This is a genomic window from bacterium, assembly GCA_035691305.1.
Taxonomy (GTDB): domain Bacteria; phylum Sysuimicrobiota; class Sysuimicrobiia; order Sysuimicrobiales; family Segetimicrobiaceae; genus DASSJF01.
Genome location: DASSJF010000073.1, coordinates 39,307 through 65,256, shown reverse-complemented (window position 1 = coordinate 65,256; position 25,950 = coordinate 39,307). Strand labels below are relative to the sequence as shown.

Genomic DNA, 25,950 nt, shown 5'->3' with positions numbered 1-25,950 from the left:
CGTGCTTCGGCGGCTGAGTCCGGGCGCCCGGTTGAGCGTCGGCGTGCTGGTGGTATTCGCGGCGGCCCTGCTGGCGCCGCGTGTCCTCGCCCCGTACGATCCGGCGGCGATGTCGCCGGGCCACATCCTACAGCCACCCGGGCCTATGCACTGGTTTGGCACCGACCAGTACGGGCGCGACCTGCTGAGCCGGTTGGTCTACGGGACGCGCCTGTCGATGAGCCTCGGAGTCGTGTCGGTGGTGCTGTCCGTCGGCATCGGCCTGCCAATCGGCGCGGCGGTCGGGTTCTTCCGCGGACGGCTCGACGCGGTGGTCATGCGCCTGGTGGACATCGTGATGTCCTTCCCCGGGATTCTACTCGCGCTGCTCGTGATCGCTATCCTCGGCCCGGGGCTGACTCATGCCATGATCGCCGTTGGCATCGGGCAGGCGCCGGTCTTCATACGAATTGTGCGCGCCTCGACGTTGGTGGTTCGCGAGTATTCATATATTGAGGCCGCCCGCGCCCTCGGCGCCGGCCCCCTGCGCACCGTGCGACGGCACGTCCTGCCGAACGTCATCCAGCCGGTGATCGTGATCGCGACGCTCGGGTTTGCGTCCGCCATCATTATCGGCTCGTCGCTCGGTTTTCTCGGTCTCGGCGCACAGCCGCCGGCGGCTGAGTGGGGCACGATGGTCAGCGAGGGACGGAGCTACCTGCGGACGGACTGGTGGATCGCCGCGTTTCCCGGTCTGACGATTGGGCTCGCCGTACTGACGCTCAATATCCTCGGTGACGCGCTGCGGGACTTGCTGGATCCAAGACTCCGGATGCGCTGAAGGCCCGCGTCAGCGCGCGGCCGGCAACCGCGTCGGAATAGTGCGGAACTGCTCGATCACCTCGGCGCCGAAGTCCACCATGCGATCCAGAATGACCTTGCCGCGCGCCGCGCTGGCCTGCGACGCGTCTCCCGTGCCGCCGGTCGGATTCGTATCGCCAAAATCGAGGTAGAGCGTCCAGGACGCGCCGCCGTGCTTGACCGTGGTGTTGGAAACCGGCAGACCGTGATAGGATCCACGGGTCTCACCGGCCGAGGCGGCCAGGTCGAGGCGCATATCTTCAGGGCAGAGGTACAACCGCGCCGACACCCCCGGTTCGCCGCCGTGCCCGTGCACCGCGGCGAGATCAGGATACAGGTCTTTGGAGACTGCGCGCATGATCGGCGGCAGAAGCATGTTAGCGAGTAGCACGCCGTGGTCGGCCTTGACCCGGCGCGCGGCCTGTTCGATCACGCCCTCGTTGCCTGAGTGGTTGTCGACGATGCAGATGTGGTCAAAGCCGTGCCGCACGAGCGAATGACAGATGTCGTAGAGGATCGCTTCGAGCGTCGCGGCCTGCAGCGTCACGGTTCCGGGAAACCCCATGAAGGTTGGGCAGTAGCCGAAGGGGAGCGTGGGCAGGCGGAACGAGCCGGTCTTTGCGGCGACCCCATCGGCGACGTAGTCGGCGATGAAGATCTCGCCACCCATCACCGAATGCCGGCCGGACGGCTCCACGTTGCCGAGCGGCACGAGCACCACGGCGTTGCGCTCCGCGAACTCCTTCGCCTCCTGCCACACCATCTTGGCGACGTTGGTCTTGGCCATCCAATGCCTCCCGGGCCCGCGGCGAACCGCCGCTAGGGCAGGATCTCGCAGCCGCTCTGCGCGAGCAGCCGGTCGACCTCGTCGGCGCCGGCCTGCTTCCCCGAGGCGGCGCCGGCGCTCCAAACCTTTTCGCGCTCGACGATCTTGCGCCACGCCTCATACACGGACTCGATGTCCGCCCGCGGGATCACAGCGATTCCCTCCTCCGTGGCAACGATGATGTCGCCCGGATGGACGACGACCCCGCCGCAGGACACCGGGAAGTTCACTTCGCCCGGCCCACTCGACGCGCTGGCCATCGGGCAGATCGCCCGCGCGAACAGGGGCAGGTTCAGCGCCTGCGTCTCGGCGATGTCCCGCGTTCCACCGTCGATGATCACGCCGGCCACGCCCTTCTGCGCGACGAACGTGCTGCGGTTGCCTCCCCACAGGCTGCGGCTGATGGTGCCGCGGCCGTCGATCACGATCACGTCCCCGGGCTGCGCGAGCCCCATCGCCTTCCGGATCATTAAAGAGTCGCCGGTCGGCGCCTTCACGGTAATGGCCGGACCGACACATCGACGCATCGGACGGTAGATCGGCGCGATCTCGCGCATCGCTCCGCTCTTGTTCATCGCGTCGCAGAGATCCGGCGGATCGGCTTCTTGAAACCGGGCGATCATCGCCGCGGACGGACGCTCGATCGTCAGGCGAATCCGATTGCCGACGTTGCCCATTCGGCGGTCCTCCTCGAGGCGCCGCGACAACGCGGCGGCGTTCATTCCCAGGTCGTGCGGGCGAACGATGTCGGGCGTTCGACTAGCCGGTCACCGCGGACCGTCGGCGGGCGGCCGCGACGCGGCGAGTTCTCGCAGCGCCTCGTCCGTCGTCGCCACCCGGCCGAACATCGCCGCGAAGATGACGAGCGTGCTCTCCTGCAGGTACGGGGTTACGGCCCGGCACGCGTCCTCGACCAGCAGTACGTGGTAACCGCGGTCGGCGGCGTCGTGCGCGGTCGCGGCCACGCAGCACTCCGTGGACACGCCGGTGACGACGAGCGTCGTGATGCCGAGATTGCGAAGCATCTGGTCGATCGCGGTGGAGTTGAACGCGCTCATCGACGTCTTATTCAGCACAATCTCGCCGGGCCGGGGCGCGAGCGCCGGCAGCACGCTGTTCTCGCGGCTGCCGACCGGGACGAGCGGACCTTTCGCGCCGCGGGCGTTGAGATCGTCGTCGATCTGCCGCAGGAGGCCGAGAGCATCGCTGCGGTCCGGCCGTCGGTAGCCGATCGTGAGGAAGATTGCCGGGCGCTCCGCCCGCCGGAAAAACTCCAACAGCCGGGCGATATTCGGCACGACGATCGGCATCCGCTCCGCCCGATACCGCGCCACCTCCGGGTGGTTGACGTAGCGCTCCTTGCCGACCTCCGGATCGGCGGACCCGTGCTGCATGTCGACTATCAGCAGCGCGGTGCGATCGAGGTCAACGGAAAATCGCGGCAGCGGAAGCGGCCATTCGCGCAGCCGCTCTTTCCAGTCCGGCTCGGCGCGCCGGGGCTCGGCGTTGTCCGGCATTGTCGACGCTCCTACTTGGCCAGCCATGTGTCGTGCAGAATCGGGAAGAAACCCAGCTCGTTGAACTGCAGCTCCTGCACGCGCGCGGCCTTGACCGAGATGTTGTCGTAGTCGTAGACGGGCAGCATGTAGGCCTGCCGCATGATCGTCTCCTGAATCGTCGCAAGCAGGGCCAGCCGTTTTTGCGGATTGGCCTCTTGTGCCTGCTGATCCAGCAGGCGGTCGAGGTCTGGATTGTTTACGAAGGCGAAGTTGAAACCGCCGCCGCCGATATAGCGCGAATGCAGCCGGGAGACGGTGTTGGGGTCCGTCCGCGCGGCGGGCAGCGGGGAGAGCAGTGTGGCGCCCTTACGCTGGTTCTCGTTCACGACGAGCGCCGGCAGCACGAAGAGTTTGAGGTCGATGCCGATCGCCCGCAACTGGTCCTGCATGACCTCCGGCGCTCCGTGCTCCCAGTCGCCAAGCGGAATGGTTAGCCGCATCCCGTTCTTCTGGCGGATGCCGTCCGGGCCGGGTTTCCAGCCCGCCTGGTCCAGCAGCGCCTTGGCCTTGGACGGGTCGTAGTGATAGATCTCGGCGCGCTTGTCGTAGCCCCACGTGTACGGCGTTAGATCGCCGAACGCCGGAAGATACGCGCCGAGGCGCTGGTACGGGCCGTACACGATGTTCACGATCAGCGGCCGGTTGATCCCATACTCGAGCGCCTGCCGCACGGCGAGCTCGTCGGTCGGCGGCTTCGTCACGTTGATGGCCCACGAGAAGGGCCGGCCGGGCGCGTAGCCGATGACCGCCTGGAACTTGCCCGAGCGGACCATCTGATCGAACGCCTGCGCCGGCGCCGTGTCGATGACCTGGACCTCGCCGTTCTCGAGTGCCGCGACGCGGGTACCGTCCTCGGGGATGATGCGGAAGACGACGCTATCAAGGTAGGCCGGGCCGGGATGGTTGGCCGTGGGCGCGGACCACGTGTACGCCTCGTTGCGCGCGAGCGTGATGTGGTCGTTCGGCACCCACTCCACGAACTTGAACGGCCCGCTGCCAACGGGGTGCGTGCCGAAATCCTTATCGCCGTACTTCCGCACCGCCGCGGGGGAGACGAGGCGGTAGTACAGGCTTACCGCGTCGAGGAACGGCGCCCACGAGCTCTTTAGATGGATCTGCACGGTGAGTGGATCCACCACCGTCGCGTGATCGTAGAAGCCGATTGCGACGTCCCCGATACGCGTCGCGAGCTTGGGATCATGCGTGCGGTCGAAGTTGAACTTGACGGCCGCGGCGTCGAGCGGGGTGCCGTCGTGGAAGCGCAGGCCCGGACGCAGCTTGAACGTATAGACGCGCCCGTCGGGCGAGATCGTCCAGCTCGTCGCGAGATGCGGCTTGAAGCTCTTGTCCTTCTTGTCCCGGATGATGAGGGTATCGAAGAGTTGAAAGTACACGATCTGTGACGGCCTGTACGGCGACAAATTCGGGTCGAGCTGGTCGGGTGACTGGATCAAGCCGTATGAGAGGGTTCCGCCGCTTTGTGGTGCGGGCGCGGCGGCCGCGGACAGCGCCAGCCCGAGGCTGGCTACGACAACGATAACGGCGAAGATGCGCATGCCTTCTCCTCCCCCTATCCCGGAGATCGAGGGAATTTTCGTATAGCTATGGAAAATTCCTTCTTCACTACGCGTTGGAGGCGCTGTATGCGAGGTGTCGTCGTCTGCCCAGAACCGCCCGCCGCGCGCGCAGGCGCGCATATTCTTGCGAAAGGTGGTAACGCGTTCGATGCGGCGGTGGCGGCAGCGTTCGCCCAAGGCGTGACCAATCCCCTCGGCTGCGGCCTCGGGGGGCACGCGTGCGTGCAGCTCTATGCCGGCCCGCAAGACGTGGGCATCTATCTGAACGGATCTGTGGCGATCGGCTCCGGCGCCGGACTGAGGCACATCACGAGCGGCGCCGTTCCGCGTTCCGAGCGTGTCGGCCGGTATCTCATTCCCAACGATCTCAACCAGCTCGGCTACACCTCGATCATGATTCCCGGCTTCACGGCCGCCCTCGGTGAGCTCGCGGGCCGGTTCGGAAGCGGCCGGGTCGAGTGGCGTGAGCTCGTGCTGCCGGCGCAGGAGTTCGCGGCCGGGGGGTTCGAGGTGTACCCGTACCTGCATTCCTATTACACGTTTGAGGGCCCGGACAAGCCGGGCTACCCGGACCTGTTTCGGAAGCTGCGTCAGGATGACGCCGCCAGAGCGCTTTATCTTCCGAACGGCACACCGCCGCCGGTCGGCTACGTGCTGCGGCAGCCGGACATGGCCGCGACGCTCGCCAAGATCGCCGACCGCGGAGCGGACGATTTCTATCGCGGCGCGGTCGCGCGCGAGATCGCGCGGGATCTCGACGCGCACGAGGCGTCTGTGACCGGCGCCGACCTCGCGTCGTACACCGTGCGCACCGAGATGCCCATCGTGGCGAAGTGGCGCGGGCTCACGATCCAGACGAGCACGCCGCCCACCCGCGGCGCGGTGCTCATCGCCATGCTGCGCGCGGTTGAGGGTGTCGACCTGCCGGCGCTCGGATTCAACTCAGCCGCGTATATCGATCTGCTGGCCCGCGCGACGAACCGCGCGTTCGCCGACGGGGCGGCGATCCTGGCCGACCCGGCGTACACGTCGGTGGCGGTCGAGCGGCTGCTGTCCCGCACCCGCCCGGCCGTCCCCGTCTCGCGCCCGGCGCAGCCGCGCCGCGACGACCGCCACACCACGCATGTGACAGCCGCGGACGCCGACGGCAACGTCGTGTCGATCACACACTCGATCGGGTCCGTCACCGGCGCCGGTGTGATCACGCCGGGGCTCGGGTTCTTTTACAACAATTTTCTCGGCCATTTCAATCCGGCGCCGGGACGGCACGACTCGATCGCAGCGGGCAAGCGCGGCGGCGGCGGCTGTCCGACGATCATCTTCCGCGACGGACGCCCGGTGTTCGCGATCGGCTCGTCCGGCGGGAGCCGCCTCGTCTCCGCCGTCTTTCAGAGCATCCTCAACGTCTTCGTCCACGGCATGGATCCGCAAGAGGCGGTCAGCGCGCCACGGTTCCACTGCGAGGAGGACGGTCGTATCTACATGGAACCGGCGATCGGCGCGGAGACGGCCGCGGCCCTGAAGCGGATGGGCTATGAGGTCGAAACGGCGTCGTACATGGGCTGCAATCAGGCGGTGCTGTTAAGCGGAAACTCCTTGATCGGCGGCTCCGATCCCCGAGGCGGGCAGGGAATCGGCCAAACCTAGCGGCGAGCGGCCGGCGGGGTGCCGGGTGAGCGGCGCAGCCACCGTCCGCGGCCCCGCTCCGCCTCCACCCGGCCGTGGTCGCAAAGCACCTCGCCGCGGCTGATCGTGTACACCGGCCACCCCGTGACCTTCCAGCCGTCATAGACCGAGTACCCCGCGCGCGAGTACATCGTCGCGCCGTCGACGGTGCGAGTCGCCTCGGGGTCCCACACCACGAGGTCCGCGTCCGCGCCGACGGCGATCGTGCCCTTCCGCGGATATAGGCCAAAGAGCCTCGCCGCATTGGTACTGGTCAACTCGACGAACCGCTCGAGGCTGATCCGTTCGGTCCGGACGCCCTCCGAAAACAGCATCGGCAGAAGGGTCTCGAGATCCGACACACCGGCGCGCAGACTTGTCGCGTCGAGGGCGGGATCGAGCTTCTGCGCGAGTGTCCACGGCGCGTGGTCGGAGCAGAGGCATTGGATCGACCCGTCCCGCATCCCCTCCCAGATCGCCTCGCGGTCGGACGCCGCGCGCAGAGGCGGGTTGCCGGTGTACTTGGCGCCGTCAGGCTCCATGAATCGCTCGTTCGTCAGGTACAGGTACAGCGGCCGCGTCTCGACCGAGACGGGCCATCCCCGCGTGCGGGCGCGGCGGCAGGCGTCGAGTGCCGCAGCCGACGCGAGGTGCACCACGTACAATGACGCCTGAGCCGCGTGGGCATACGCGATCGCACGCTCGGTCGCGGCGGACTCCACGTAATCCGGGCGAGTGTCCGGGTAATAGCGCGCCGCGGTGCGTCCTTCCGCGCGCAGGCGCCGCCGCAGATACCGGATCAGCGGCCCATCCTCGCAGTGCGCCATCGCCAGCAGGCGGTTCGCGGCGGCCGCCCCGAACGCGTCGAGATAGCCATCGGCCTCGCGGTCGAAGTTGTCGTACATCAAAAAGAACTTCACCGTGCGATGGCCGTCCTGGGCCAGCGCGGCGATGTCGGCGAGCGCGTCGCTGCCGGGCCGGGCCAGTACCGGGTGCAGCAGGTAGTCCACCGCCGCGTCGCGCTCCGCAGCGGCCATGTCGCGGGCAACTGCTGCGCGAAGTGTTTCATCCTGCCATTGATGCACCATGTTGCCGATGGTCGTGATCCCGCCCGCGATCGCCGCCTGCGAGCCGCTGTAGAAATCGTCGACCTGCATCTCGAATCCCGGCTCGGGACGCCGGAAGGCGCTGAAATGCACATGGACGTCGATGCCGCCGGGAAAAACGTAGCAGCCGCGCGCGTCGATCTCGCGGCGCGCCCGCATGGGCCCGCCGATTTGCACCATGCGGCCGTCCTGGACCCCGACATCCGCCGCGGCGTTGCCGCCGGCCGTGACGACGGTGCCGCCGCGAACGGCCAGGTCAAACATCGAACGCGCCTAGGCGTTCAGCTGCGCGAGGAGCTGACGGTAAACGAACACGATATCCGTGTCTATGCCGAGCGACAGGCACTGCACGCCGTGCTTGATCCATTGGTTGACCGCGGCGATGTGCTTGGGATCGCGATAGGGGTAGTACTGTAGACCGACGAGTTTACCGGCCGCGAGCGCTTTGTCCACGATGGTGCGCTCGATCTCCATGACCTTCGGATGGTACTGCTCGCCGGGTACGCCGAACTCGTAGGACAATGTGCCGCGGCCGCACTGCACCATGTCGAGTCCCGGAAGCGCCACGATCGCGTCGACTTCGGCGACCGAGCCGCGGGTTTCGACCTGCACCGATAGCGTGATGTTGTCCGACGCCCACGCGGTGTATGCCTTCGCGTTGACGAGGCCGTAGCGCGTACTCCATCCGCTCGGCAGGTGGCGATCGCCGTACGGCGGCTGCTTGGCCGCGCGGATCGCCGCCTCCACGTCGGCACGGCCGGTGACTTCCGGCACGATGATGCCGAGCGCGCCCATGTCGAGTGCCGCCTTGATCTGCAGTGGATCGTTGCGTTCCACCCGCACGACGGGCGTCACGCCCGCGGCATGGGCCGCGCGGATCATGTTCTCGACGGTCTCGGTGTTGAAGTAGCCACCGTTCAAGTCGATCCGCACGAAGTCGAGACCCCCGAATCCCAGCATCTCGATCATCGCCGGCGACGGGGTCTTGACGTACGTGCCGAACGACGGACGGCCCTGGCGCACCGCTTCTCGCATCCGGTTGACCGGCAGTGCAGGCGTCATCGGCGGCCTCCCTACATTCGGTACTCTTCCATCGCCTCGCGCGCCCGTATGATTTTCGGTAGGACCTCGTCCTTCCGCCGGCTGACGATGCCCACCACCAGACAGTCGATCAGCACCATCTGGACCAAATGCGAGGCAAGCATCTCGCGATAATAGGCAAGGTCGCGGCCGTGTGTGACGAGCGGGATGTCGACGAGCTTGGCGAGCGTGGAGCGTTCGAAGGTGGTGACGCCGATCGTCGTCGCGCCGGCGGCCTTGGCCGTCTGGGCGGCGTGCACAAGGACGCGGGCCCGGCCGGAGTGCGAGAAGACAAGCAGCACGTCCTTGGGCCCGGCCACCGCGGCCGCCGCGATCTGCTGGAAGTGATCGACGCGGCCGACGCAGTCGATGCCGAGGCCGGAAAACTTGGAGCACACGAGATCGACAAGATGCGCCTGCGTCCCCGTCGAGAACACAAGCACACGCCGCGCGCGGAGGATCGCGCTCAGCGCCTGTTCGAACCGGTCGCGGTCCAGGCGCTCGAAGGCGCGCGACAGCACTTCGATGTTGGTGCCGAAGATTTTCGAAACGATTGTGCTGAGGTCGTCGTCGCTGTCGATGTCGCCGAGAATGGTGGAGGGCCGCGCCTTGTGCGGACGCTGATACAGATCGGCCGCGAGCGCCAGCTTGAACTCGGGATACCCCTTGTACCCCAACCGCTGACAGGTGCGCACGATCGTGGCTTCGCTGACGCCGGAGTCGGCGGCGAGTTCGCTGATGGACAACTCCAGAGTTTTGGTGGGCTTATCGAGAACCCGCCCGACGAGTTTCTTTTCCGCGGTGGTCAACGAGGTACCGTCGACCGCCGCCTGCAGAATGGCGAAGATGCCGCTGGTGATCGTCGGCATAGTATTTGTTAGCGAGATTCCGCTCTACGGTGAATGATTCCTTCAGCGACGTTCGAAATATTACTTCAGCGCTTGCGCCGGACGCCCGCTAGGAGCGGTGCGCCGCGCGCAGGATCACCTGCGCCGCGTTGTGCCCCGGCGCGCCCGTCACTTCACCGCCCGGATGCGTGCCGGCGCCGCACAGGTAGAGGTTGCGGATCGGCGTGCGATATTCGGCCCAGCCCGGCATCGGCCGGCTGGCGAAGAACTGGCCGGGGACGATATCGAGGTGGCGGATGTTGCCGTCGGTCAGTCCGACGCGCTCCTCGAGATCCTGCGGCGTGAACAGCTTGTAGTCGACAAAGCAATCGCGAATGTCCGGCGCGTACTTGGCGAGCGTGCCGATGAACGTCTCCGTGATTTCCTCGCGCCGCTCGTCCCACGTTCCTTCGGCGAGACGCACCGGCGCGTACGAGGCCCAGATCGACATGACGTGCTTGCCCGGCGGGGCCATCGTCGGATCGTAGCCCGACGGGATTTGAATATCCATCACCGGCCCGCGCGGCGGCCGTCCGTGGTTCGCGTCGTCCCAGGCCTCCTTGAAATACTCCACCGACGGCGAGATCTTCGTGTACGCGAGACACCGCACGTCGAAGTCCCCCCCGAAGTATCGGGACAGATCGGGAAGACGGCTCAGCGCGGCGTGGAATTTGAAGTAGGCGGTATTCGTCTTCAACCGCTCGACACGGCGGCGGAAGCCGGCCGGAACGTCCTCCGGCCGCACAAGTTTCAAGAACGTGCGTTTCGGGTCGGCGTTCGACACCACGGCGCGCGCGCGGATCTCCTCGCCGTCCGTCAGCCGCACACCGACGGCCGCGCCGTTCTCGACGAGAACCTCACCGGTCACCGCGCCGGTTTTGATCGTTGCGCCCGCCGCCCGAGCCGACGCCGCCATCGCCTGGGTGATCGAGCCCATCCCGCCGCGGACGATGCCGGTATTTTCTCGCGGCGTCAGCGCGCTCGACCTGATGTACGAAAACGCCCACGCGCTGCCCGGCGCGGTGGCGTCTCCGGCATCGTGCGCGTGGATGAACGCGCCCCGAATCGCTTCGTGCTCGAAGAACTCGGTGACGACGTCCTCCGCGCTGGCCGTCAGCAAGCGGTCCAGAAACGCCCGGGCCTCGGACGTCCGCTGCCCGGCCGCGATGTCCGCTAGCGTGGGAGCCGGCGTGAGAAAGTACGGATATACGAGACTCGCCGCGCGATCCCAAAACGCCACCCATTCCGGATAGGCCTGCGCGTCCCTCTTGGAAAACCGGCCGATCCAATCTTGCGTCTGCTCGACGCTGTCCCACGTCATGAGCACGCGCCCGTCCGGGTACAGGACGGTCTTTACCGGATCAAGCGGTGAAACGTGGAACCCGTGCCGGCGCAGTTGGAGATCTTCGATAACCTTCGACTGAAGGAGATAGCAGTAATAGGAACAGGCAGAGAAGCGATAGCCTGGAAACAACTCCTCGGTGATGCACGCGCCGCCCACGATGTCGCGGCGCTCCAACACGAGCACATTCAGGCCGGCCTTCGCGAGGTAAGCAGCGCAGACGAGTCCGTTGTGCCCGCCGCCCACGATCACCGCGTCGTATGAGTTCGCCATCGTCTGGGCGCTCTCGATAGTCACCGGTCGTCTCGGCACTTCTGCCGGACTTCGAGAAACCGACGCACAGTTACTTCGAAAAGGCTTATCCGGAGCCCTATCGAATGTCAACAGTTGACAGTTGCGCCAACATTGCCCGGGACCCGGCCCGACGGGTTACCGAAAATCCTGGAGGGGGGCAGAGATCGGTGAATAATGCCCTGGCCGACGTTTCTCGCCGCCTGCCCCACCGCCTGCTGGGCGACGACGTCCGCGACGCTGTAGTTGAAGCGATCCTCGCGGGGAAATTTGCACCCGGCGAGCGGCTCGTCGAGACGAACGTGGCCCGCGATCTCGACGTCAGCCGCGGACCGGTGCGGGAGGCGTTTCGACAACTCGCCGAACAGGGGCTGCTCGTCCTCAGCGCCCACCGCGGCGCACGGGTCTCCGCGCTGGCCGGCGCAGACGCGTACGAAGTTTACAGTCTCATGGCCATCGCCGAACATCTCGCGCTGCGGCTGCTGAAGCGGCGTCTTACGCCGGCGCTCGTCGCGGAACTGCGCGGCGTCGTGCACGGCATGCGGGCCGCCGCCGAGCAGCGGGATGTGCTGGGTGTGGCGCGGGCCGATCTCCAGTTCAACGACGCGCTGTTTGGCCGCGTCGGCCACGGACGGCTCCGACAGATGTGGCAGCGTCTCAAATTCCAGAGTTACCTCCTGGTCAGAGACTACGCCACGCTGGTGTACTCGTCGCTCGCCGCGATGGTCGCGCACCATGCGAAGATCGTCGATCTGCTCGAGACCGCCGACTGGGACAAGCTGTTTACCTACCTCCACGACAACGACCGGCGCATCGAAGCGCAGTTCCTCGAGTTCTCGGAGGCGGCGCCGAACGCGCCGCCTCCGGTCACGCGATAGTCGGTTCTGCATCGCGGCCGCCACCACGTCGTGGTGACGCGACCACAAAGGGAGACGGGAGGAGAGATGATGGCGCGTCGGCTCGCAGTGTTGCTGATCGTGGCGCTTGCGGTGGGGACCTTCACCGCACAACGCTCCGCCGGACAGTCCAGGTCGCAGGTCGTCGTCGATCAGGGCACGGACACCGAAAGCCTGGACCCGATGTTCACGCAGGCACGGTTCAGCGACAACATCATGCTGACCATGTTTGAAACGCTGGTCACCCGCGACACGGACATGCGCTACCGGCCGCGTCTCGCGGAGTCCTGGAAAATCGTGAGTCCGACCGTCTGGCAGTTCAAGCTCCGCCAGGGCGTCAAATTCCACGACGGCGAGCCCTTCAACGCGCAGGCGGTGAAGTACACGATCAACCGCCTGTACGACCCCGCGATCAAGGCGCCGAGCTTCTTGAAGGGCTTCGTGAAGTACGACCGGGTCGACATCGTCAACGACTACACCGTCAACATCGTGACGAAAGAACCGGCGCCGTTGATGCTCGAGTGGTTCGTCTACTTTTACATGATGGCGCCGCAATACTACAGCCGCCTCACCCCGGCGCAGGCCGCGCTGCGTCCGATCGGGACCGGCCCGTACGTGTTCAAGGAATGGGTCCACGACGACCACGTAACGGTCACCGCCAACCCCAACTACTGGGGGACGAAGCCGGCGATCCCGACGATCGTCTGGCGGCCGGTCCCCGAAGCCGGGACGCGTATCGCGGACCTGCTTTCGGGCGCCGCGGACATCATCGTCAACGTGTCGCCCGATCAGCTCAACCGGATCAACAGCTCCTCCGCGGCGTCGGTCAAGACCGTGGAGGGCGGCCGCGACATCTTCATCGGCATGCGCACGGATCACCCGCTGTTCAAGGACGCGCGGGTGCGCCAGGCGATGAACTACGCGGTCGACGTCGACGCGATTCTCAAGGCGCTGCTGAACGGCCGCGGCCGGCGGATGGCGACGGTCGTGAACGCGTACGCGAACCCCGCGGTCAAGCCGTACCCGTACGATCCGGCGAAGACCAAGGCGCTGCTGGCCGAGGCCGGCTGGAAGCTGGACAACGGCGTGCTGACGAAGGACGGACAGCCGTTCTCGGTCACGCTCGATACGCCGGCCGGCCGCTACATCCGCGACAAGGAGCTGGCGGAAGCGACCGCGTCGTACCTGCAGCAGGTCGGCGTGAGGATCAAAGTCAACCCGCTTGCCTGGCCGGTGTACGCGAAGAAGATGTTCGACGACGTCAACCCGGCGGACATGTACCTCCTCGGGCTCGGCTCTTCATTCGACGGCCAGGACGAGATCCGCTATCTGGAAAAGGACTTCGGATACAACCCGACCTTCTGGAACAACGCGGACTTCGAGAAGGCCTACCACGACCTCAACCTGACCGTCGACCCGGGACAGCGCACGCAGCTCCTGTACAAGCTGCAGCAGATCGCCCACGACGATCCGCCGATCATCTACCTCTACAAGCAGACCGACTACTACGGGGTGAGCAAACGGCTCAACTGGACGCCTCGCCGGGATGAGCTGATCATCCTCGACCGGGCGTCGGCGGCGCCGTAGCGCGCGACCGGCGTGACCATCGACGAGATCGGCCGGCGCGGCGCCAAAGTCCACGGCGAATTGGCGTTCGACCACGCCGCGCTGGCCGGCCTCTCCTGGCCCTATGTCTCGATCCGCGGCCCGGCCGGCGGGCCGACGCTGTGTATCAGCGCGGGCATGCACGGGTCCGAATACGCGGGCATCACCGCCGCGCTGCGGTTCGCCGACGAACTGCGACCGGAGGAGGTACGGGGCCACGTCTTGATCCTGCCCCTCCTCAACCAACCGGGGTTCTGGGCGCGCGCCGCCGCCGTCGTGCCACTCGACGGCAAGAATCCGAGCCAGGTGTTCCCCGGACGCCGCGACGGCACCGTCACGGAGATCATGGCCGCCTACCTGTTTGACGACGTCTTTGCCCGCTGCGACGCGCTCGTCGACCTGCACGGCGGCGACATCATGGAGCGGCTCGTCCCGTTCACGATTTTTCAGGAGACCGGCAACCGAGAGTTAGACGCGCGGTCGCGGGCGCTCGCGGCGAGTTACGGCCTGCCGGTCGCCGTGCGCCGGTCAAAAGAAGTGCTGAAGCGTACGGTCCTCGGCTACATGCAGGCCGCCGCCGCGGTGCGCGGGATACCCGCCATCGTAGCGGAAGCCGGCGGCGAGGATCAGGTCAAACCCGAGGACGTCGCCGTCCACCTCAACGGTCTCCGCGGCGCCCTGGCGCAGCTCGGGATGATCGCGGGCACGGCCCCGCGGCCCGCCCTGCGCCTGGTCGAATTCGTGCTGGTCACGGCCGGGCAGGACGGTCTCTTCGACCGGTCGGCCGATATCGGCGACCGCGTGCGGACCGGTCAGGTCATCGGCACGCTGCGGGATCTGTGGGGACGTCCGCTGGAAGACGTGCGCGCACCCGTGGACTCGGAGGTCCTCTTTCTCAGTACGAGCATGGCGGCCAAGAAGGGCGCGCTGCTGTTCGGCCTCGGCCGGCCCGTGTCCGACGGCTAGCCGATGGGCGCGTTTGTTGCCCGGCGGCTGCTCGAGTCCGCGACCGTCCTGCTCGGGGTCAGTTTTCTCGCGTTCGCGGTGCTCTTTCTCTCCGGCGATCCGACCTACCTGATGATCCCGGAGAACTACACGCGGCAGCAGATCGCGGAATTCCGGCATCAGATGGGATTCGACCGGCCGTGGTACGTGCAGTACGGCGAGTTTCTTGGGCGCGCCGTGCGCGGCGACTTCGGCGCGTCGCTGCGAAGCCAGCTGCCCGCGCTCCCGCTCGTGATCGAGCGGATGCCGGCAACGCTCGAACTGGCGGTCGTCGCGATGCTGCTGTCCCTCGCCGTGGCGCTGCCGGTCGGCGTCGTCGCGGCCACGCACCGCCGGACGCTGGTCGACACGACGAGCATGGTCGCGGGTCTGGTCGGCCAGTCCGCGCCGGGGTTTTGGATCGGACTGGTCCTCATCCTGGTCTTCGGGGTTGAGCTGCGCTGGCTGCCCGTGTCGGGCCGCGGCGGGTTGTCCCATCTCGTACTGCCCGGCGTGACCCTCGCGATGTTCTCGATGGGACGCAACGCCCGCGTCGTGCGCGCGTCGATGCTCGACGCCCTCGGCCACGACTTCATCCGCACCGCGTACGCGAAAGGCGCGTCGCGCCTCGCGGTGCTGTACCGTCACGCGCTGCGCAACGCCCTGCTGCCGATCGTGACCCTCATCGGTCTCGACTTCGGCGTCCTCCTCGGCGGCGCGATCATCACGGAGACCGTGTTTGCCTGGCCCGGCGTCGGCCGGCTGATCGTGAACGCGATCTACGAAAAGGACTTTCCGATCGTCGAGGCCGCGGTGGTCGTCATCGCGGCCATCTTCGTGCTGCTCAACTTGTGCGTGGACGTGGCGTACGGCTATCTCGATCCGCGCATCCGGTACAGCTGACGGCGCGGTCCCGCGTGCTGCGCAGCTTCCGCGGATCGCCCGGCGCCGTCGCCGGCCTGATCCTCCTGCTGTGCATCGTCGCGGCGGCGCTGGTCTCTCCACTGCTCGCGCCCCAGTCGATCACTCTCGTCCGCGTCCAGGACCGGCTGCTGCACCCGCTCGCGCTGCAGGGCGGCTCCCGGCACTGGCTCGGAACGGACGCGCTCGGCCGCGACATCCTGAGCAGGCTGCTGGTCGGCGCGCGGGTCTCGCTCCTGGTGGGCCTGACGGCCGTCCTGATCGGCGGCAGCCTCGGCACGGCGATCGGTCTCTTGAGCGGCTACTACGGCGGCTGGACCGACCGGATCATCATGCGGCTCGGCGAGGTGCAGCTCGCGTTTCCGTTCATCCTGCTCGCGCTCGCGGTCATGGCGGTCCTCGGCCCGGGGCTCGTCAACATCATCGGCGTGCTCGGGCTCACGAGCTGGGTGACCTACGCCCGCGTCGTGCGTTCGGAAGTGCTGTCGCTCCGCGAGCGCGAGTTCGTCCAGGCGGCCCGGGCGTTGGGCGCCCCGGCGCCGCGGGTGCTCGTGCTCCACGCGCTGCCCAACGTGGTGGGAACGGTCATCGTCGTCGCGACATTTTCCGTCGCGAGCACGATCCTCGCCGAGGCGGGGCTCAGCTTTCTCGGGCTCGGCGTCGGCGCCTCGACGCCGACGTGGGGGTCGATGCTCGCCGACGCCCGCGAGTACATGACGGACGCGTGGTGGCTGACCGCCTTTCCCGGCCTGGCCATCCTCATGACCGTGCTCGGGGTCAACCTGGTCGGCGACTGGCTGCGCGACTACCTGGATCCGCGTCTTCGATGATCGGACCGCTCCGAAACGACGGGAGGGTTGCACGATGAGTCAAAGCGCGTTAGACCGCGACCCGGGCCTGCTCAAATCGCTGCGCTGGCGGCAGGTCGGGCCGTTTCGAGGAGGCCGCGTCGTCGCGGTCGCGGGCCACTTCGCGCACCCGCAGGTCTTCTACTTCGGCTCCACCGGCGGCGGCGTGTGGAAGACCGAAGACGCCGGGTGGAACTGGCACAACATCTCGGATGGCTTCTTCGGCACCGCCTCGGTCGGCGCGATCGCGGTCTCCGAGTCCGATCCCAACGTGATCTACGCCGGCATGGGCGAGTCGTGCATCCGGGGCAACGTCGCGCACGGCGACGGCGTCTATCGCACGGACGACGGCGGAAAGACCTGGCGGCACGCCGGGCTGGCGGACAGCCGGCACATCGCGCGCGTGCGCATCGACCCCCGGGATCCCGATCGCGTCTACGTCGCGGCGCTCGGCCACGTGTTCGGCCCCAACGACGAACGCGGCGTCTTCCGGTCGCATGACGGCGGCCAGACCTGGACGCGCAGCCTCTTCCGGAGCAATCGCGCCGGCGCGTGCGATCTCAGCATGGACGCGAACAACCCCCGCGTCCTATACGCGGCGATCTGGGAAGCGCATCGGACGCCGTGGGGTCTCAATAGCGGCGGTCCCGGCAGCGGCCTCTTCAAGACGATCGACGGCGGGGAGACCTGGGTCGAGCTGACCGACCGGCCCGGCCTTCCGGGCGGGATCAAAGGCCGCATCGGGGTGGCGGCGTCGCCCGCGCGGCCCGACCGCGTCTGGGCCATTGTCGAGGCCGAGGAGGGCGGCATCTTCCGGTCCGACAACGGCGGGGCCAGCTGGGAGCGGCTCAACGAGGAGCGCGAGCCCCGCCAGCGGCCGTTCTACTACAGCCACATCTTCGCCGATCCCTCGGATCCGGAAACCGTCTATGTCGCCAACCTGGACCTGTGGCGGTCGGCCGACGGCGGGCGCACCTTCCGGAAGAAGTCGCTGCCCCACGGGGACCACCACGATCTGTGGCTCGACCCGCGTGATCCGCGGCGCATGATCAACGGCAGCGACGGCGGCGCGAGCGTCTCGCTGAACGGCGGCGAGTCGTGGTCGACTCTGTACAATCAGCCGACGGCCGAAATGTACCACGTGATCACCGACAATCGGACGCCGTACCGCATCTACGGCGCGCAGCAGGACAACTCGACGATCTCGCTGCCGAGCGCGGCCCTGCACGGCGCGATTCACCCCAACTCGTACCACGACGTCGGCGGCAGCGAGTCCGGGTACATCGCCGTCCGCCCGGACGATCCGAACATCGTCTACGCCGGCATCTTTCAAGGCATGCTGACGCGGTACGACCATCGGACCGGCGACGTGCGCGACATCACCGTCTGGCCGCAGAACCTCGCCGGGTGGGGCGCCGAGGCGCTCAAGTATCGGTTCCAGTGGACGTTCCCGATCGTGCTCTCGCCGCACGATCCCAACGTCTTGTACGCGACCGGCAACCACGTCTTTCGGACGACGAACGAAGGCGCGAGCTGGGACGTGGTCAGCCCCGACCTGACGCGCAACGATCGCACGAAGCTCGGCCAGTCGGGCGGACCGATCACCAAGGACAACGTCGGCACCGAGTACTACTGCACGATCTTTGCCTTCTGCGAGTCGCCCCGCAAGGCCGGCGTGTTGTGGGCCGGATCCGACGACGGTCTGGTGCACGTCTCGACCGACGGCGGGAAGACCTGGCGCAACGTCACGCCCAAGGCGCTCCCGGAGTGGGCGCTCATCAGCGTCATCGAGGCGTCCCCGCACGACCCCGCCACGGCGTACGTGGCCGCGACGCGGTACAAGCTCGACGACCTCACGCCGTACCTCTTCAAGACGAAAGATTGCGGCGCGACCTGGGACCGCATTGTCGACGGGCTGCCCGACAACGTCATCACCCGCGCGATTCGCGAGGACCCGGCACGGGCGGGCGTGCTTTACGCGGGCACGGAGACCGGCGTCTTCGTCAGCCTCAACGACGGCGGCCGGTGGACGCCGATCCTGAACGGGCTCCCCGTGGCGCCGGCCCACGATCTGGTGGTCAAAGATCACGAGCTGGTCGTCGCCACGCACGGCCGCTCGTTCTGGGTCCTCGACGACCTGACACCGCTGCGGCAGTTGGCCGAGAAGGCGCCCGCGGCAGACGTCCATCTCTTCGCGCCGCGCCCTGCCACGCGGGCGCGGTACAAGTCGTTGTCGCTCAAGAAAGGCGGCGGGTACGTCTACGGCCGGGCCGGCGGGTTCGGCGTGACGGCGCGCGATACCGGAAACGGCTCCCCGGCGCTCCTCGACGCCGGGCAAAACCCGCCGTCCGGCGTCGTGGTACATTATTACTTCCGCGAGCAGCCGGCCGGCGAAGTAAAGCTGGCGTTCCTCGACGCCAAAGATCGGGTCCTCCGCGAGTTTTCAAGCAAGGACGCAGCACCGGCCAAGCCCTCCGGCCTCGCGTATTCGCTTACGAGCGACGAGCAGAACCCCACCGTGCCGGCCGAGAAAGGCGCCAACCGTTTCATCTGGAACATGCGGCTCCCCGGCGCCCGCGAGGTGCCCGACGCGGCGCTCTGGTTCGGCTTCATGGGCGGGCCCGTCGTCCTTCCCGGCGCGTACAAAGCGCGGCTGACCGTTGGACAGGAGGTCCTGACCCGGCCCTTCGAGATCCTGAAAGACCCGCGGCTCGACATACCGGACCGCGCGCTCGCGGAGCAGTTCGAGTTCCTGCTCGACGTCCGCGACACGCTGAGCGGTGTCAACGGCGCGGTCGTGAGCGCCCGCGCGATTCGCGATCAGGTGCAGCAGTGGGTCTCGCGCGCCGAAGGCCTGCGGGGCAGCGACGCGCTCGCCGGCGCCGCCCGGGAACTGAGCGCGGAACTGGACCGGATCGAGGATGAGCTGATCCAGTGGCGGGCGCAGGCGTACGAGGACGTCTTCCACTATCCGGTGCGGCTGAACAACCAGATTGCGACGATCGCCGACCTGATGAGCATCACCGACGGCGCACCGACCCGCCAGGCCCGCGAGCTCTTCGACGAACTGCGCCGGCACGCCGGCCGGCAGCTCGAGCGGCTGGCCGAGATCAAGAAAGGCGGCGTCGCGATGTTCAGCGACGCGCTGCGGAAGCTGGGCGTCCCGCCGATCAGGATTCCGGCGGACGAGTAAGCGCACGACGCCATTACAGCGGCACCACGGAGGGGAATCGATGAACGGGGTACGGAGGGCAATTCCGGCACTAGGGCTGGCGCTCGCGTTGGCGGCGGCGATGGTCGCGCCGGCCGTCCCGTCGCACGCGGCGGCCGGCGGCACGGTCACCGTCGCGCAGGGCGCCGAGCCCGCGACGCTGGATCCGCTTCAGGAGATCTCCCGCACCGGATACAACGTCACGCTGCAGATCTACGACCCGCTTTTCATGCGCAACCCGGCCGGCCAGATCGTCCCGATGCTGGCGACCGGCTACAAGATCGTCAACCCGACGACGTGGCAGTTCAGCCTGCGCAAGGGTGTCAAGTTCCACAACGGCGAGGCCTTCGACGCGTCGTCGGTCAAGTTCACGATCGATCACGCGATGCTCAAGGATTCGGCGTCGAACTACCTCGTGGACGGCGTGAAGAGCACCCGCATCGTCGACCCGTACACGATCGAGGTCACGACCGGCGAGCCGGTGCCGCTGCTGCTGCCGAGATTGATGCTGCTCGGCATCGCGCCGGCCAGGTACTATCAGGCGCGCGGCGCGAGCTATGTGGCGACGCACCCCGTCGGCACCGGCCCGTATCGCTTCCAGTCCTGGGTCAAGGACGATCGGCTGACCCTGACCGCCAACCACGATTACTGGGGCGGCGCGCCGGCGATCCAAACCGTTGTGTTCCGGCTTATCCCCGATCCGGCGGCGCGAGTCGCGGCGTTCCGGAGCGGCGAAGTCGATCTCATCACGGATTTCGCGCCGGACCTCGTGCCCAGCGTAGCGAACGACCCCCGGCTCAAAGTCGACGTGACGACCGGCACGCGCTCCATCAACATCATGCTCGACACGCAGACCGGACCGCTGCGGGATAAGCGCGTCCGTCAGGCGCTCAACTACGCCGTCGACAAGGACACCATCGTCAAGACTATCCTCGGCGGCTTCGGCACGGTCGAAGCGACGCTCGTGCCGGCCGCGTACCTGGGGTTCAACCCCCGGCTGAAGCCGTACGCGTACGATCCCGCGAAGGCGAAGGCGCTCCTCGCGCAGGCCGGTTATCCCGGCGGGTTTTCGATCGTCTTCCAGTCACCCCGCGGCCGGTACCTCGCGGACGCGCAAGTGTCGCAGGCGGTCGTCGGCTACCTGAAAGCCGCCGGCGTCAACGCCGACCTCAAGTACTACGAATGGGGCAACTACGTCAACATGTACTTCAAGCATCAGCTCGGGCCGATCTTTCTGATCGGGTCGGCGTCCGCGGCGCTGGATGCGGCCGACGCGCTCGAGAATGTCTCCTGCGGCGTGTGGGACTCGTGGTACTGCAACAAAGGCATCCAGGCGCTGTACGAGAAGGCGCGGTCGACGGTCGAACCGGACCGGCGCGCGTCGCTCTACCGTGAGATCGAGCCGCTGATCTACGACGAGTCGCCGATCATCTTCATGTACACGCAGAAGGGCATCTACGGCGTGAATGCGCGTCTCAACTGGACGCCGCAGAACGACGAGACGCTGTGGCTTGCCAAGTCCACGGTGAAGTAGCGCCCGCAGCGCCGCGCCGGCACGCTGATGCAGCGCTACGTCGCCCGGCGGCTGCTCGAGGCGGTCCTGGTCCTGTTCGGGATCTCCGCCGTCGCGTTTGCGCTGACGCACGTGATCGGCGATCCGGTGGTCTTGCTGCTGCCGTTTCAGGCCGGTCCGGCCCAGGTGGCCGAAATGCGGCACATTCTCGGGCTGGACCGGCCGCTCCCCGTGCAGTATCTCGCCTTCCTGACCGCGGCCCTCCGCGGCGATTTCGGCCTGTCGGTCCGGCAGAATACGCCGGCGCTTTCGTTGGTCCTCGACCGAGTGCCGGCGACGGCGGAACTCGCGTCCGCCGCGCTCGTGATCGCCGTGAGCCTCGCGGTGCCGCTCGGCGTTCTGGCCGCCCTCCACCGGCGGCGTCTCGTGGACCGGGCGGCGCTCCTGTTTTCGATGCTCGGCCAATCCATGCCGACGTTCTGGCTCGGACTGCAGGCGATCTTGCTGTTTGGAGTCGCGCTGCGGTGGCTTCCGACCGGCGGCATGGGCGGCTTCCGCCATCTCGTCCTGCCGTCGGTCGTGCTCGGCGTCTTCTCAGCGGCGGGGATCCTGCGTCTCACGCGAACATCGATGCTCGACATCGTCGCGGAAGACTATCTTCGCACCGCGCGCGCAAAGGGGCTTCGCGAGGCGGCGGTCGTCGGCCGCCACGCGCTGCGGAACGCGAGCCTGCCCATCGTCACGTGGATCGGGCTGGAGCTCGGCACGCTGCTGGGCGGCGCCGTGGTGACCGAAACGGTCTTCGCCTGGCCCGGCATGGGCCGTCTGGCCGTGCAGGCAATCTTCGCGCGGGACATCCCGGTGGTGCAGGCCGTGGTGCTCTTCGCGGCGACGATCTTTGTCACGGCCACCTTCTGCACGGACATGCTCTACGCCTGGCTCGATCCGAGGATCCACTACAGTTGATGGCGTCCGTGGGCGCGGCCGCCTCCGCACCGGCCCGGCGCCCGCCCTGGTGGCCGGTATGGCGCGCCGCAACGCGGGATCCGGGCGCCTGGGTGGGCGCCGCGGTGTTTGCGTGCGTCCTCTTGCTCGCGGCGCTGGCGCCGCGTCTCGCGCCGATGGATCCGGAGGCCCAAGACATCGTCCACCGGCTCCTGCCGCCGATGTCGGCCGCCGCGGGACATCACTTCTGGCTCGGCACCGACCAGCTGGGCCGCGACTTGGTGAGCCGGATCATCTTCGGGTCGCGCATCTCGCTCGTCGTGAGCCTGAGCGCGGTGGCCGTCTCGGCGCTGGCCGGCACGGCGATCGGTGTGTCGAGCGGCTACGCCGGCCGAGGCTGGGACGATCTGCTGATGCGCATCACGGACGTCCAGCTCGCGTTTCCCTCGATTCTGTTGAGCCTCGCGATCGTCGCGGTGCTCGGCGCCGGCGTGCGCAACCTCATCGCGGTGCTCGCGCTGTCCGGCTGGGTGGGATACGCCCGGGTCACGCGGAGCCGCGTCCTCGGAATCCGGCGGCAAGAGTACATCGACGCGGCACGGACCATGGGCGCTCGCGACGCACGGATCATCCTCCGGCACGTCGTCCCGAATGTGGTGCCGTCCGTCCTCACGATCGCGAGCTTCTCGCTCGGCGGCATGATCACGGCGGAGGCCGCGCTCACGTTCCTCGGGCTCGGCATCCCGTCCAACATCCCGAGTTGGGGCGGGATGTTGACCGACGGCGCCCAGTATCTGTCCGTCGCCTGGTGGCTCGCCACGTTCCCGGGAGCCGCGATCATGCTCACGGTGCTGGCAACGAATCTCATCGGCGACTGGCTCCGCGACGCGCTGGATCCGCGCGCGGAGTCCGGCGCCGTCCGCTGACGGAGGCCAACATGACCACGATCAACCGCTGCCGCATCATCCCGATGGATGGGCCGGTCATCGAGGAAGGCGCCATCCGGATCGAAGGCACGACCATCAAAGCGGTCCTCCCACAGCCGGTCGCGGCCGGCGGCCCGGGCATGCTGGACGCGGCCGGCCTCACCGCGATCCCCGGGATGGGGCAGATGCACGGCCATTTCACCGGCTACATGCACACGATGGACACGGCGCCGGTGAACGCGCAACCGCACACGCTCAAGGCCATCCAGGCCGCCGCGTTCGCCCGGAACGCGCTCAACGCCGGGATCACGATGTGGCGCGACGTCGGCGGCCACGCCCACATCGATCTGCACCTCAAGAAGGCCATCAACCTGGGCCTGGTCCCCGGGCCGAGGATGCAGGCCGCGGGGCGCTGGCTCGGCGCGCCCGGCGGCCACGGCACAGGCCTGATCGAAGAGATCTCGGGCGTCGGCGCGCTGCGGCAGGCGGCGCGCGAGCAGATCGACGCCGGCGCCGACGGCATCAAACTCGTCGCGAGCGGCGGCGTCATGCAGGCTTCTGAGAACCCCTTCGGCATGGAGTTCGGCGAGGACGAGATCCGCGGCGCCGTCGAGGAGGCGCACAACGCCGGCAAATGGATCGCCGTGCACTCGCACCCGGCCGCGGTGACCCGCGTCGCGCTCAAGGCCGGCGTGGAGACGATCGAGCACGCGACCGAAATGCCGGACGACGTGATCGAACTGCTGCTCGAACGCGGCGCCTACATCGTGCCGACGTTCGCGGCGTATTGGAAGCTGTCGCGGGAGGGGCGCGAAATCGGCCTCGACGACGGCCTCGTCGAGCTCGCGAACCGTGTCTGGGACCGCAAGATGGAGTATTTCATGCGCGCCGCCGGGGCGGGCGTGAAGTACGCTACGGGAACCGATACGGGCGCGCCCCGCGTCTTCCACCACGAACTGGCGCTGGAGCTCGAGCTGATGGTCCAGGTCGGGCTGACGCCCGAGCAGGCGCTGCGGGCGGCCACAATCGCCTGCGCGGATATCCTAGGCTGGTCCGACCAACTCGGCACCCTGACGCCCGGCAAGGAGGCCGACGTCGTTCTGCTCGAGGGCAATCCGCTCCGGAACATCAGCGCGGCGCGGCAGGTACGCCACGTGTTCAAAGCCGGCGTCCATTACACGCCCGAACCGCCGGTGCCGCCCCTTCCCTGGTGAGTTACGGGCTCAGGCCGGCCGCTGCGCAGCGAACGCAGAAGGGCCTCGATAACCGCCAGATTCAACACGGCGTCCTCCGGCGGGTAGGGGACCGGCGCGCCCGTGCGAACGGCGTCGACGAACGCCTCAACCATTCGTTGCGTCTGATTGGCGCCCGGGACGGCGATTCGAACCTGCTCCGCGCCGTGAAAATGCTGAAACTCCGCCTCGGCGGTTCCCGGCAGGAACGCCTTCGAGACGAAGAGACGGCCGTCGGTCCCGACGATCTCGACCTCTTCCCGCCGTACGATGCGCAGGCCGCAATCGACGACCGCGGTGCGATGGGTGTCGAACCGCAGGAGCGCGACAGCCGCCTCGTCGACACCCGCGCGGCCGATTTCCCCCCAGGCGAAGACTTCGGCGGGCTGCCCGAGCAGCATCCGGCTGACGTTGATGCCGTAGCACCCGACGTCGTACAGAGCGCCCCCGCCGAGTTCCGGTCTGAAGCGAATGTTCGTCTGCGGTTCGCGTACGGGAAAGGTAAACGCGGCGCGGACGAGCCGCAACTCGCCAAGGGCGCCGGACGCGGCCATCTCGGCGACGCGGGCGGTCCGCGGGTGAAACCGGTACATGAACGCTTCCATGAGCCGGACGCCGTGCGCCCGGCAGGCCGCGATCATCTCGCGGGCCTCGAGCGCGGTAAGCGCGAGCGGCTTTTCGCACAAGACGTGCTTGCCGGCCTCGGCGCTGCGAACCGTCCACTCCCGGTGCAGCGCGTTGGGCAGCGGTATGTAGACCGCGTCGACCTCGGAGTCGGCGAGGAGCGCCTCGTACGACGCGTGCGGGCGCACGCGGAGGCGCTCCGCGGCCTCGGCGGCGCGGGCCGCCGTTCGACTCGCAATCGCCACGAGCTCGGCGCCGCGAGCGCTCTGGATCGCCGGGATGACGGTCCTGACGGCGATGCCGGCGACGCCCAACACGCCCCATCGGATCGGCATTACGAACCTCACCCGCCTTCCACAACCCGCCCGCGGAGCCGGCCGGCCGACTATCCGTCTTCGAACAACGCGCAGGCGGCGACCGGCGATCCGTCGCCCCCTCGAATTCGCATCGGCAGCACGGCAAGCGTCAGCCGGCGACCTCGCACGTCTCTGAGCCCGGGGCCGAGGTTCTCCACGATCAGCACGTCGCGGCTCAGCAGCCGCCGATGGATCGGCCAGTCGAACCCGGACTGTCGGGTGACGCCCGGCGCGTCGGGCGTGATCGTATCGGTCCCGACGATGTTCACGCCGCGTTCGATGAGGAATTCGGCGGCGTCCACCGAGAGGTACGGATGAATGCGGTAGTCGTCCCGCCCGAACCGCTCCGCGTACCCGAAGTAGATGAACACGATGTCGCCCCGCCGGATCTCCGGATGCATCGCCCGCAGCTCACACGCGGTCAGCGGCACCGGTCCTTCCCGCGCCGCGTCGAGGACGATGCCCGGCCCCACGAACCGCGCGGTGGGATAGGCGTCGATCGACGGCCCGTCCGGGAAGAAGTGGCGCGCCGCGTCGATGTGCGTGCCCACGTGGGCCGCGGTGTGGATCTCCGTGATCGAGACCCGGGCGCTGCCGCCGGGGAACGTGACGGTGTGCGGTCTCGGCTCGAACGACGGGACGTCGTGGTGCCTGCCGTGGGGCATGCCGGTAAACCACGGCTGCGCGAGATTCACGCACCGCGGCGCCACGCCCCC

22 protein-coding genes are annotated in these 25,950 nt (G+C 67.8%); 12 read left to right on the top strand and 10 right to left on the bottom strand.

The window, feature by feature from the left end:
- Position 1: 1 nt before the first annotated feature.
- Positions 2-820 carry an ABC transporter permease gene (locus tag VFL28_13715; protein ID HET7265717.1) on the top strand — a complete coding sequence of 273 codons (819 nt, stop codon included), beginning with the start codon at positions 2-4 and terminating at the stop codon, positions 818-820.
- 9 nt (positions 821-829) lie between these two features.
- On the opposite strand, the gene VFL28_13710 is transcribed toward VFL28_13715, so the two are convergent.
- The 4 genes from VFL28_13710 to VFL28_13695 form a co-directional block, all read right to left on the bottom strand.
- Positions 830-1,627 (bottom strand): creatininase family protein, encoded by a 798-nt coding sequence (locus tag VFL28_13710; GenBank protein ID HET7265716.1) that lies wholly within the window; start codon positions 1,625-1,627, stop codon positions 830-832.
- Positions 1,628-1,659: 32 nt separating this feature from the next.
- Positions 1,660-2,343, bottom strand: coding sequence for an RraA family protein (locus VFL28_13705; protein ID HET7265715.1), 684 nt, complete (start codon positions 2,341-2,343; stop codon positions 1,660-1,662).
- A gap of 90 nt (positions 2,344-2,433) precedes the next feature.
- A complete protein-coding gene (locus VFL28_13700) occupies positions 2,434-3,183 on the bottom strand; it encodes a cysteine hydrolase (GenBank protein ID HET7265714.1) in 750 nt (249 codons plus the stop codon).
- An 11-nt stretch (positions 3,184-3,194) separates the two neighbouring features.
- Positions 3,195-4,781 (bottom strand): ABC transporter substrate-binding protein, encoded by a 1,587-nt coding sequence (locus VFL28_13695; GenBank protein ID HET7265713.1) that lies wholly within the window; start codon positions 4,779-4,781, stop codon positions 3,195-3,197.
- A 48-nt stretch (positions 4,782-4,829) separates the two neighbouring features.
- Here VFL28_13695 and VFL28_13690 point away from each other — a divergent pair, with 48 nt between their 5' ends.
- Positions 4,830-6,449, top strand: coding sequence for a gamma-glutamyltransferase (locus VFL28_13690; protein HET7265712.1), 1,620 nt, complete (start codon positions 4,830-4,832; stop codon positions 6,447-6,449).
- Here VFL28_13690 and hydA read toward each other — a convergent pair.
- From hydA to VFL28_13670, 4 genes are all read right to left on the bottom strand, one after another.
- Positions 6,446-7,837, bottom strand: a complete 1,392-nt coding sequence (gene hydA, locus VFL28_13685) for a dihydropyrimidinase (protein ID HET7265711.1) — start codon at positions 7,835-7,837, stop codon at positions 6,446-6,448. The genes VFL28_13690 and hydA overlap by 4 nt on opposite strands.
- Positions 7,838-7,846: 9 nt before the next feature.
- Positions 7,847-8,635, bottom strand: coding sequence for an aldolase/citrate lyase family protein (locus VFL28_13680; GenBank protein HET7265710.1), 789 nt, complete (start codon positions 8,633-8,635; stop codon positions 7,847-7,849).
- Positions 8,636-8,646: 11 nt separating this feature from the next.
- Positions 8,647-9,522 carry a MurR/RpiR family transcriptional regulator gene (locus tag VFL28_13675; protein HET7265709.1) on the bottom strand — a complete coding sequence of 292 codons (876 nt, stop codon included), beginning with the start codon at positions 9,520-9,522 and terminating at the stop codon, positions 8,647-8,649.
- An 88-nt stretch (positions 9,523-9,610) separates the two neighbouring features.
- Complete coding sequence (locus VFL28_13670; GenBank protein ID HET7265708.1) at positions 9,611-11,179, bottom strand: NAD(P)/FAD-dependent oxidoreductase; 1,569 nt, start codon at positions 11,177-11,179, stop codon at positions 9,611-9,613.
- 164 nt (positions 11,180-11,343) lie between these two features.
- On the opposite strand from VFL28_13670, the gene VFL28_13665 reads away from it, so the two are divergent.
- The 10 genes from VFL28_13665 (at position 11,344) to VFL28_13620 (ending at position 24,236) form a co-directional block, all read left to right on the top strand.
- Positions 11,344-12,051, top strand: coding sequence for a GntR family transcriptional regulator (locus VFL28_13665; protein ID HET7265707.1), 708 nt, complete (start codon positions 11,344-11,346; stop codon positions 12,049-12,051).
- Positions 12,052-12,117: 66 nt separating this feature from the next.
- Positions 12,118-13,656, top strand: a complete 1,539-nt coding sequence (locus tag VFL28_13660) for an ABC transporter substrate-binding protein (GenBank protein HET7265706.1) — start codon at positions 12,118-12,120, stop codon at positions 13,654-13,656.
- Positions 13,657-13,668: 12 nt separating this feature from the next.
- Positions 13,669-14,640, top strand: a complete 972-nt coding sequence (locus VFL28_13655) for a succinylglutamate desuccinylase/aspartoacylase family protein (protein ID HET7265705.1) — start codon at positions 13,669-13,671, stop codon at positions 14,638-14,640.
- A 3-nt stretch (positions 14,641-14,643) separates the two neighbouring features.
- Complete coding sequence (locus VFL28_13650) at positions 14,644-15,561, top strand: ABC transporter permease (GenBank protein HET7265704.1); 918 nt, start codon at positions 14,644-14,646, stop codon at positions 15,559-15,561.
- Between the two features lie 14 nt (positions 15,562-15,575).
- Complete coding sequence (locus VFL28_13645) at positions 15,576-16,409, top strand: ABC transporter permease (GenBank protein ID HET7265703.1); 834 nt, start codon at positions 15,576-15,578, stop codon at positions 16,407-16,409.
- A 34-nt stretch (positions 16,410-16,443) separates the two neighbouring features.
- On the top strand, positions 16,444-19,620 hold the full coding sequence (locus VFL28_13640) for a glycosyl hydrolase (GenBank protein HET7265702.1): 3,177 nt from the start codon (positions 16,444-16,446) through the stop codon (positions 19,618-19,620).
- A gap of 40 nt (positions 19,621-19,660) precedes the next feature.
- Entirely contained in the window at positions 19,661-21,172 is a 1,512-nt protein-coding gene (locus VFL28_13635) for an ABC transporter substrate-binding protein (protein HET7265701.1), read from the top strand.
- 27 nt (positions 21,173-21,199) lie between these two features.
- Positions 21,200-22,117, top strand: a complete 918-nt coding sequence (locus VFL28_13630) for an ABC transporter permease (GenBank protein HET7265700.1) — start codon at positions 21,200-21,202, stop codon at positions 22,115-22,117.
- Positions 22,117-23,022: an ABC transporter permease gene (locus tag VFL28_13625; protein ID HET7265699.1), complete on the top strand. Its 906-nt coding sequence runs from the start codon at positions 22,117-22,119 to the stop codon at positions 23,020-23,022. Before VFL28_13630 ends, VFL28_13625 begins: the two co-directional genes overlap by 1 nt.
- A gap of 11 nt (positions 23,023-23,033) precedes the next feature.
- A complete protein-coding gene (locus tag VFL28_13620; protein HET7265698.1) occupies positions 23,034-24,236 on the top strand; it encodes an amidohydrolase family protein in 1,203 nt (400 codons plus the stop codon).
- Here the strand turns inward: VFL28_13620 and VFL28_13615 are convergent.
- Together VFL28_13615 and VFL28_13610 are read right to left on the bottom strand one after the other, a co-directional pair.
- Positions 24,197-25,213, bottom strand: a complete 1,017-nt coding sequence (locus tag VFL28_13615) for a Gfo/Idh/MocA family oxidoreductase (GenBank protein HET7265697.1) — start codon at positions 25,211-25,213, stop codon at positions 24,197-24,199. The genes VFL28_13620 and VFL28_13615 overlap by 40 nt on opposite strands.
- Positions 25,214-25,263: 50 nt before the next feature.
- Entirely contained in the window at positions 25,264-25,944 is a 681-nt protein-coding gene (locus VFL28_13610) for a cyclase family protein (GenBank protein HET7265696.1), read from the bottom strand.
- Positions 25,945-25,950: the final 6 nt, after the last annotated feature.

Excerpts from the sequence above, each read along its gene's own strand:
- VFL28_13710 (HET7265716.1), bottom strand. The coding sequence starts at position 1,627 with ATGGCCAAGACCAACGTCGCCAAGATGGTGTGGCAGGAGGCGAAGGAG.
- VFL28_13650 (HET7265704.1), top strand. The coding sequence starts at position 14,644 with ATGGGCGCGTTTGTTGCCCGGCGGCTGCTCGAGTCCGCGACCGTCCTG.
- VFL28_13695 (HET7265713.1), bottom strand. The coding sequence starts at position 4,781 with ATGCGCATCTTCGCCGTTATCGTTGTCGTAGCCAGCCTCGGGCTGGCG.
- VFL28_13680 (HET7265710.1), bottom strand. The coding sequence starts at position 8,635 with ATGACGCCTGCACTGCCGGTCAACCGGATGCGAGAAGCGGTGCGCCAG.
- hydA (HET7265711.1), bottom strand. The coding sequence starts at position 7,837 with ATGTTTGACCTGGCCGTTCGCGGCGGCACCGTCGTCACGGCCGGCGGC.
- VFL28_13625 (HET7265699.1), top strand. The coding sequence starts at position 22,117 with ATGGCGTCCGTGGGCGCGGCCGCCTCCGCACCGGCCCGGCGCCCGCCC.
- VFL28_13620 (HET7265698.1), top strand. The coding sequence starts at position 23,034 with ATGACCACGATCAACCGCTGCCGCATCATCCCGATGGATGGGCCGGTC.
- VFL28_13660 (HET7265706.1), top strand. The coding sequence starts at position 12,118 with ATGATGGCGCGTCGGCTCGCAGTGTTGCTGATCGTGGCGCTTGCGGTG.
- VFL28_13635 (HET7265701.1), top strand. The coding sequence starts at position 19,661 with ATGAACGGGGTACGGAGGGCAATTCCGGCACTAGGGCTGGCGCTCGCG.
- VFL28_13700 (HET7265714.1), bottom strand. The coding sequence starts at position 3,183 with ATGCCGGACAACGCCGAGCCCCGGCGCGCCGAGCCGGACTGGAAAGAG.
- VFL28_13630 (HET7265700.1), top strand. The coding sequence starts at position 21,200 with ATGCAGCGCTACGTCGCCCGGCGGCTGCTCGAGGCGGTCCTGGTCCTG.
- VFL28_13675 (HET7265709.1), bottom strand. The coding sequence starts at position 9,522 with ATGCCGACGATCACCAGCGGCATCTTCGCCATTCTGCAGGCGGCGGTC.
- VFL28_13640 (HET7265702.1), top strand. The coding sequence starts at position 16,444 with ATGAGTCAAAGCGCGTTAGACCGCGACCCGGGCCTGCTCAAATCGCTG.
- VFL28_13705 (HET7265715.1), bottom strand. The coding sequence starts at position 2,343 with ATGGGCAACGTCGGCAATCGGATTCGCCTGACGATCGAGCGTCCGTCC.
- VFL28_13690 (HET7265712.1), top strand. The coding sequence starts at position 4,830 with ATGGAAAATTCCTTCTTCACTACGCGTTGGAGGCGCTGTATGCGAGGT.
- VFL28_13615 (HET7265697.1), bottom strand. The coding sequence starts at position 25,213 with ATGCCGATCCGATGGGGCGTGTTGGGCGTCGCCGGCATCGCCGTCAGG.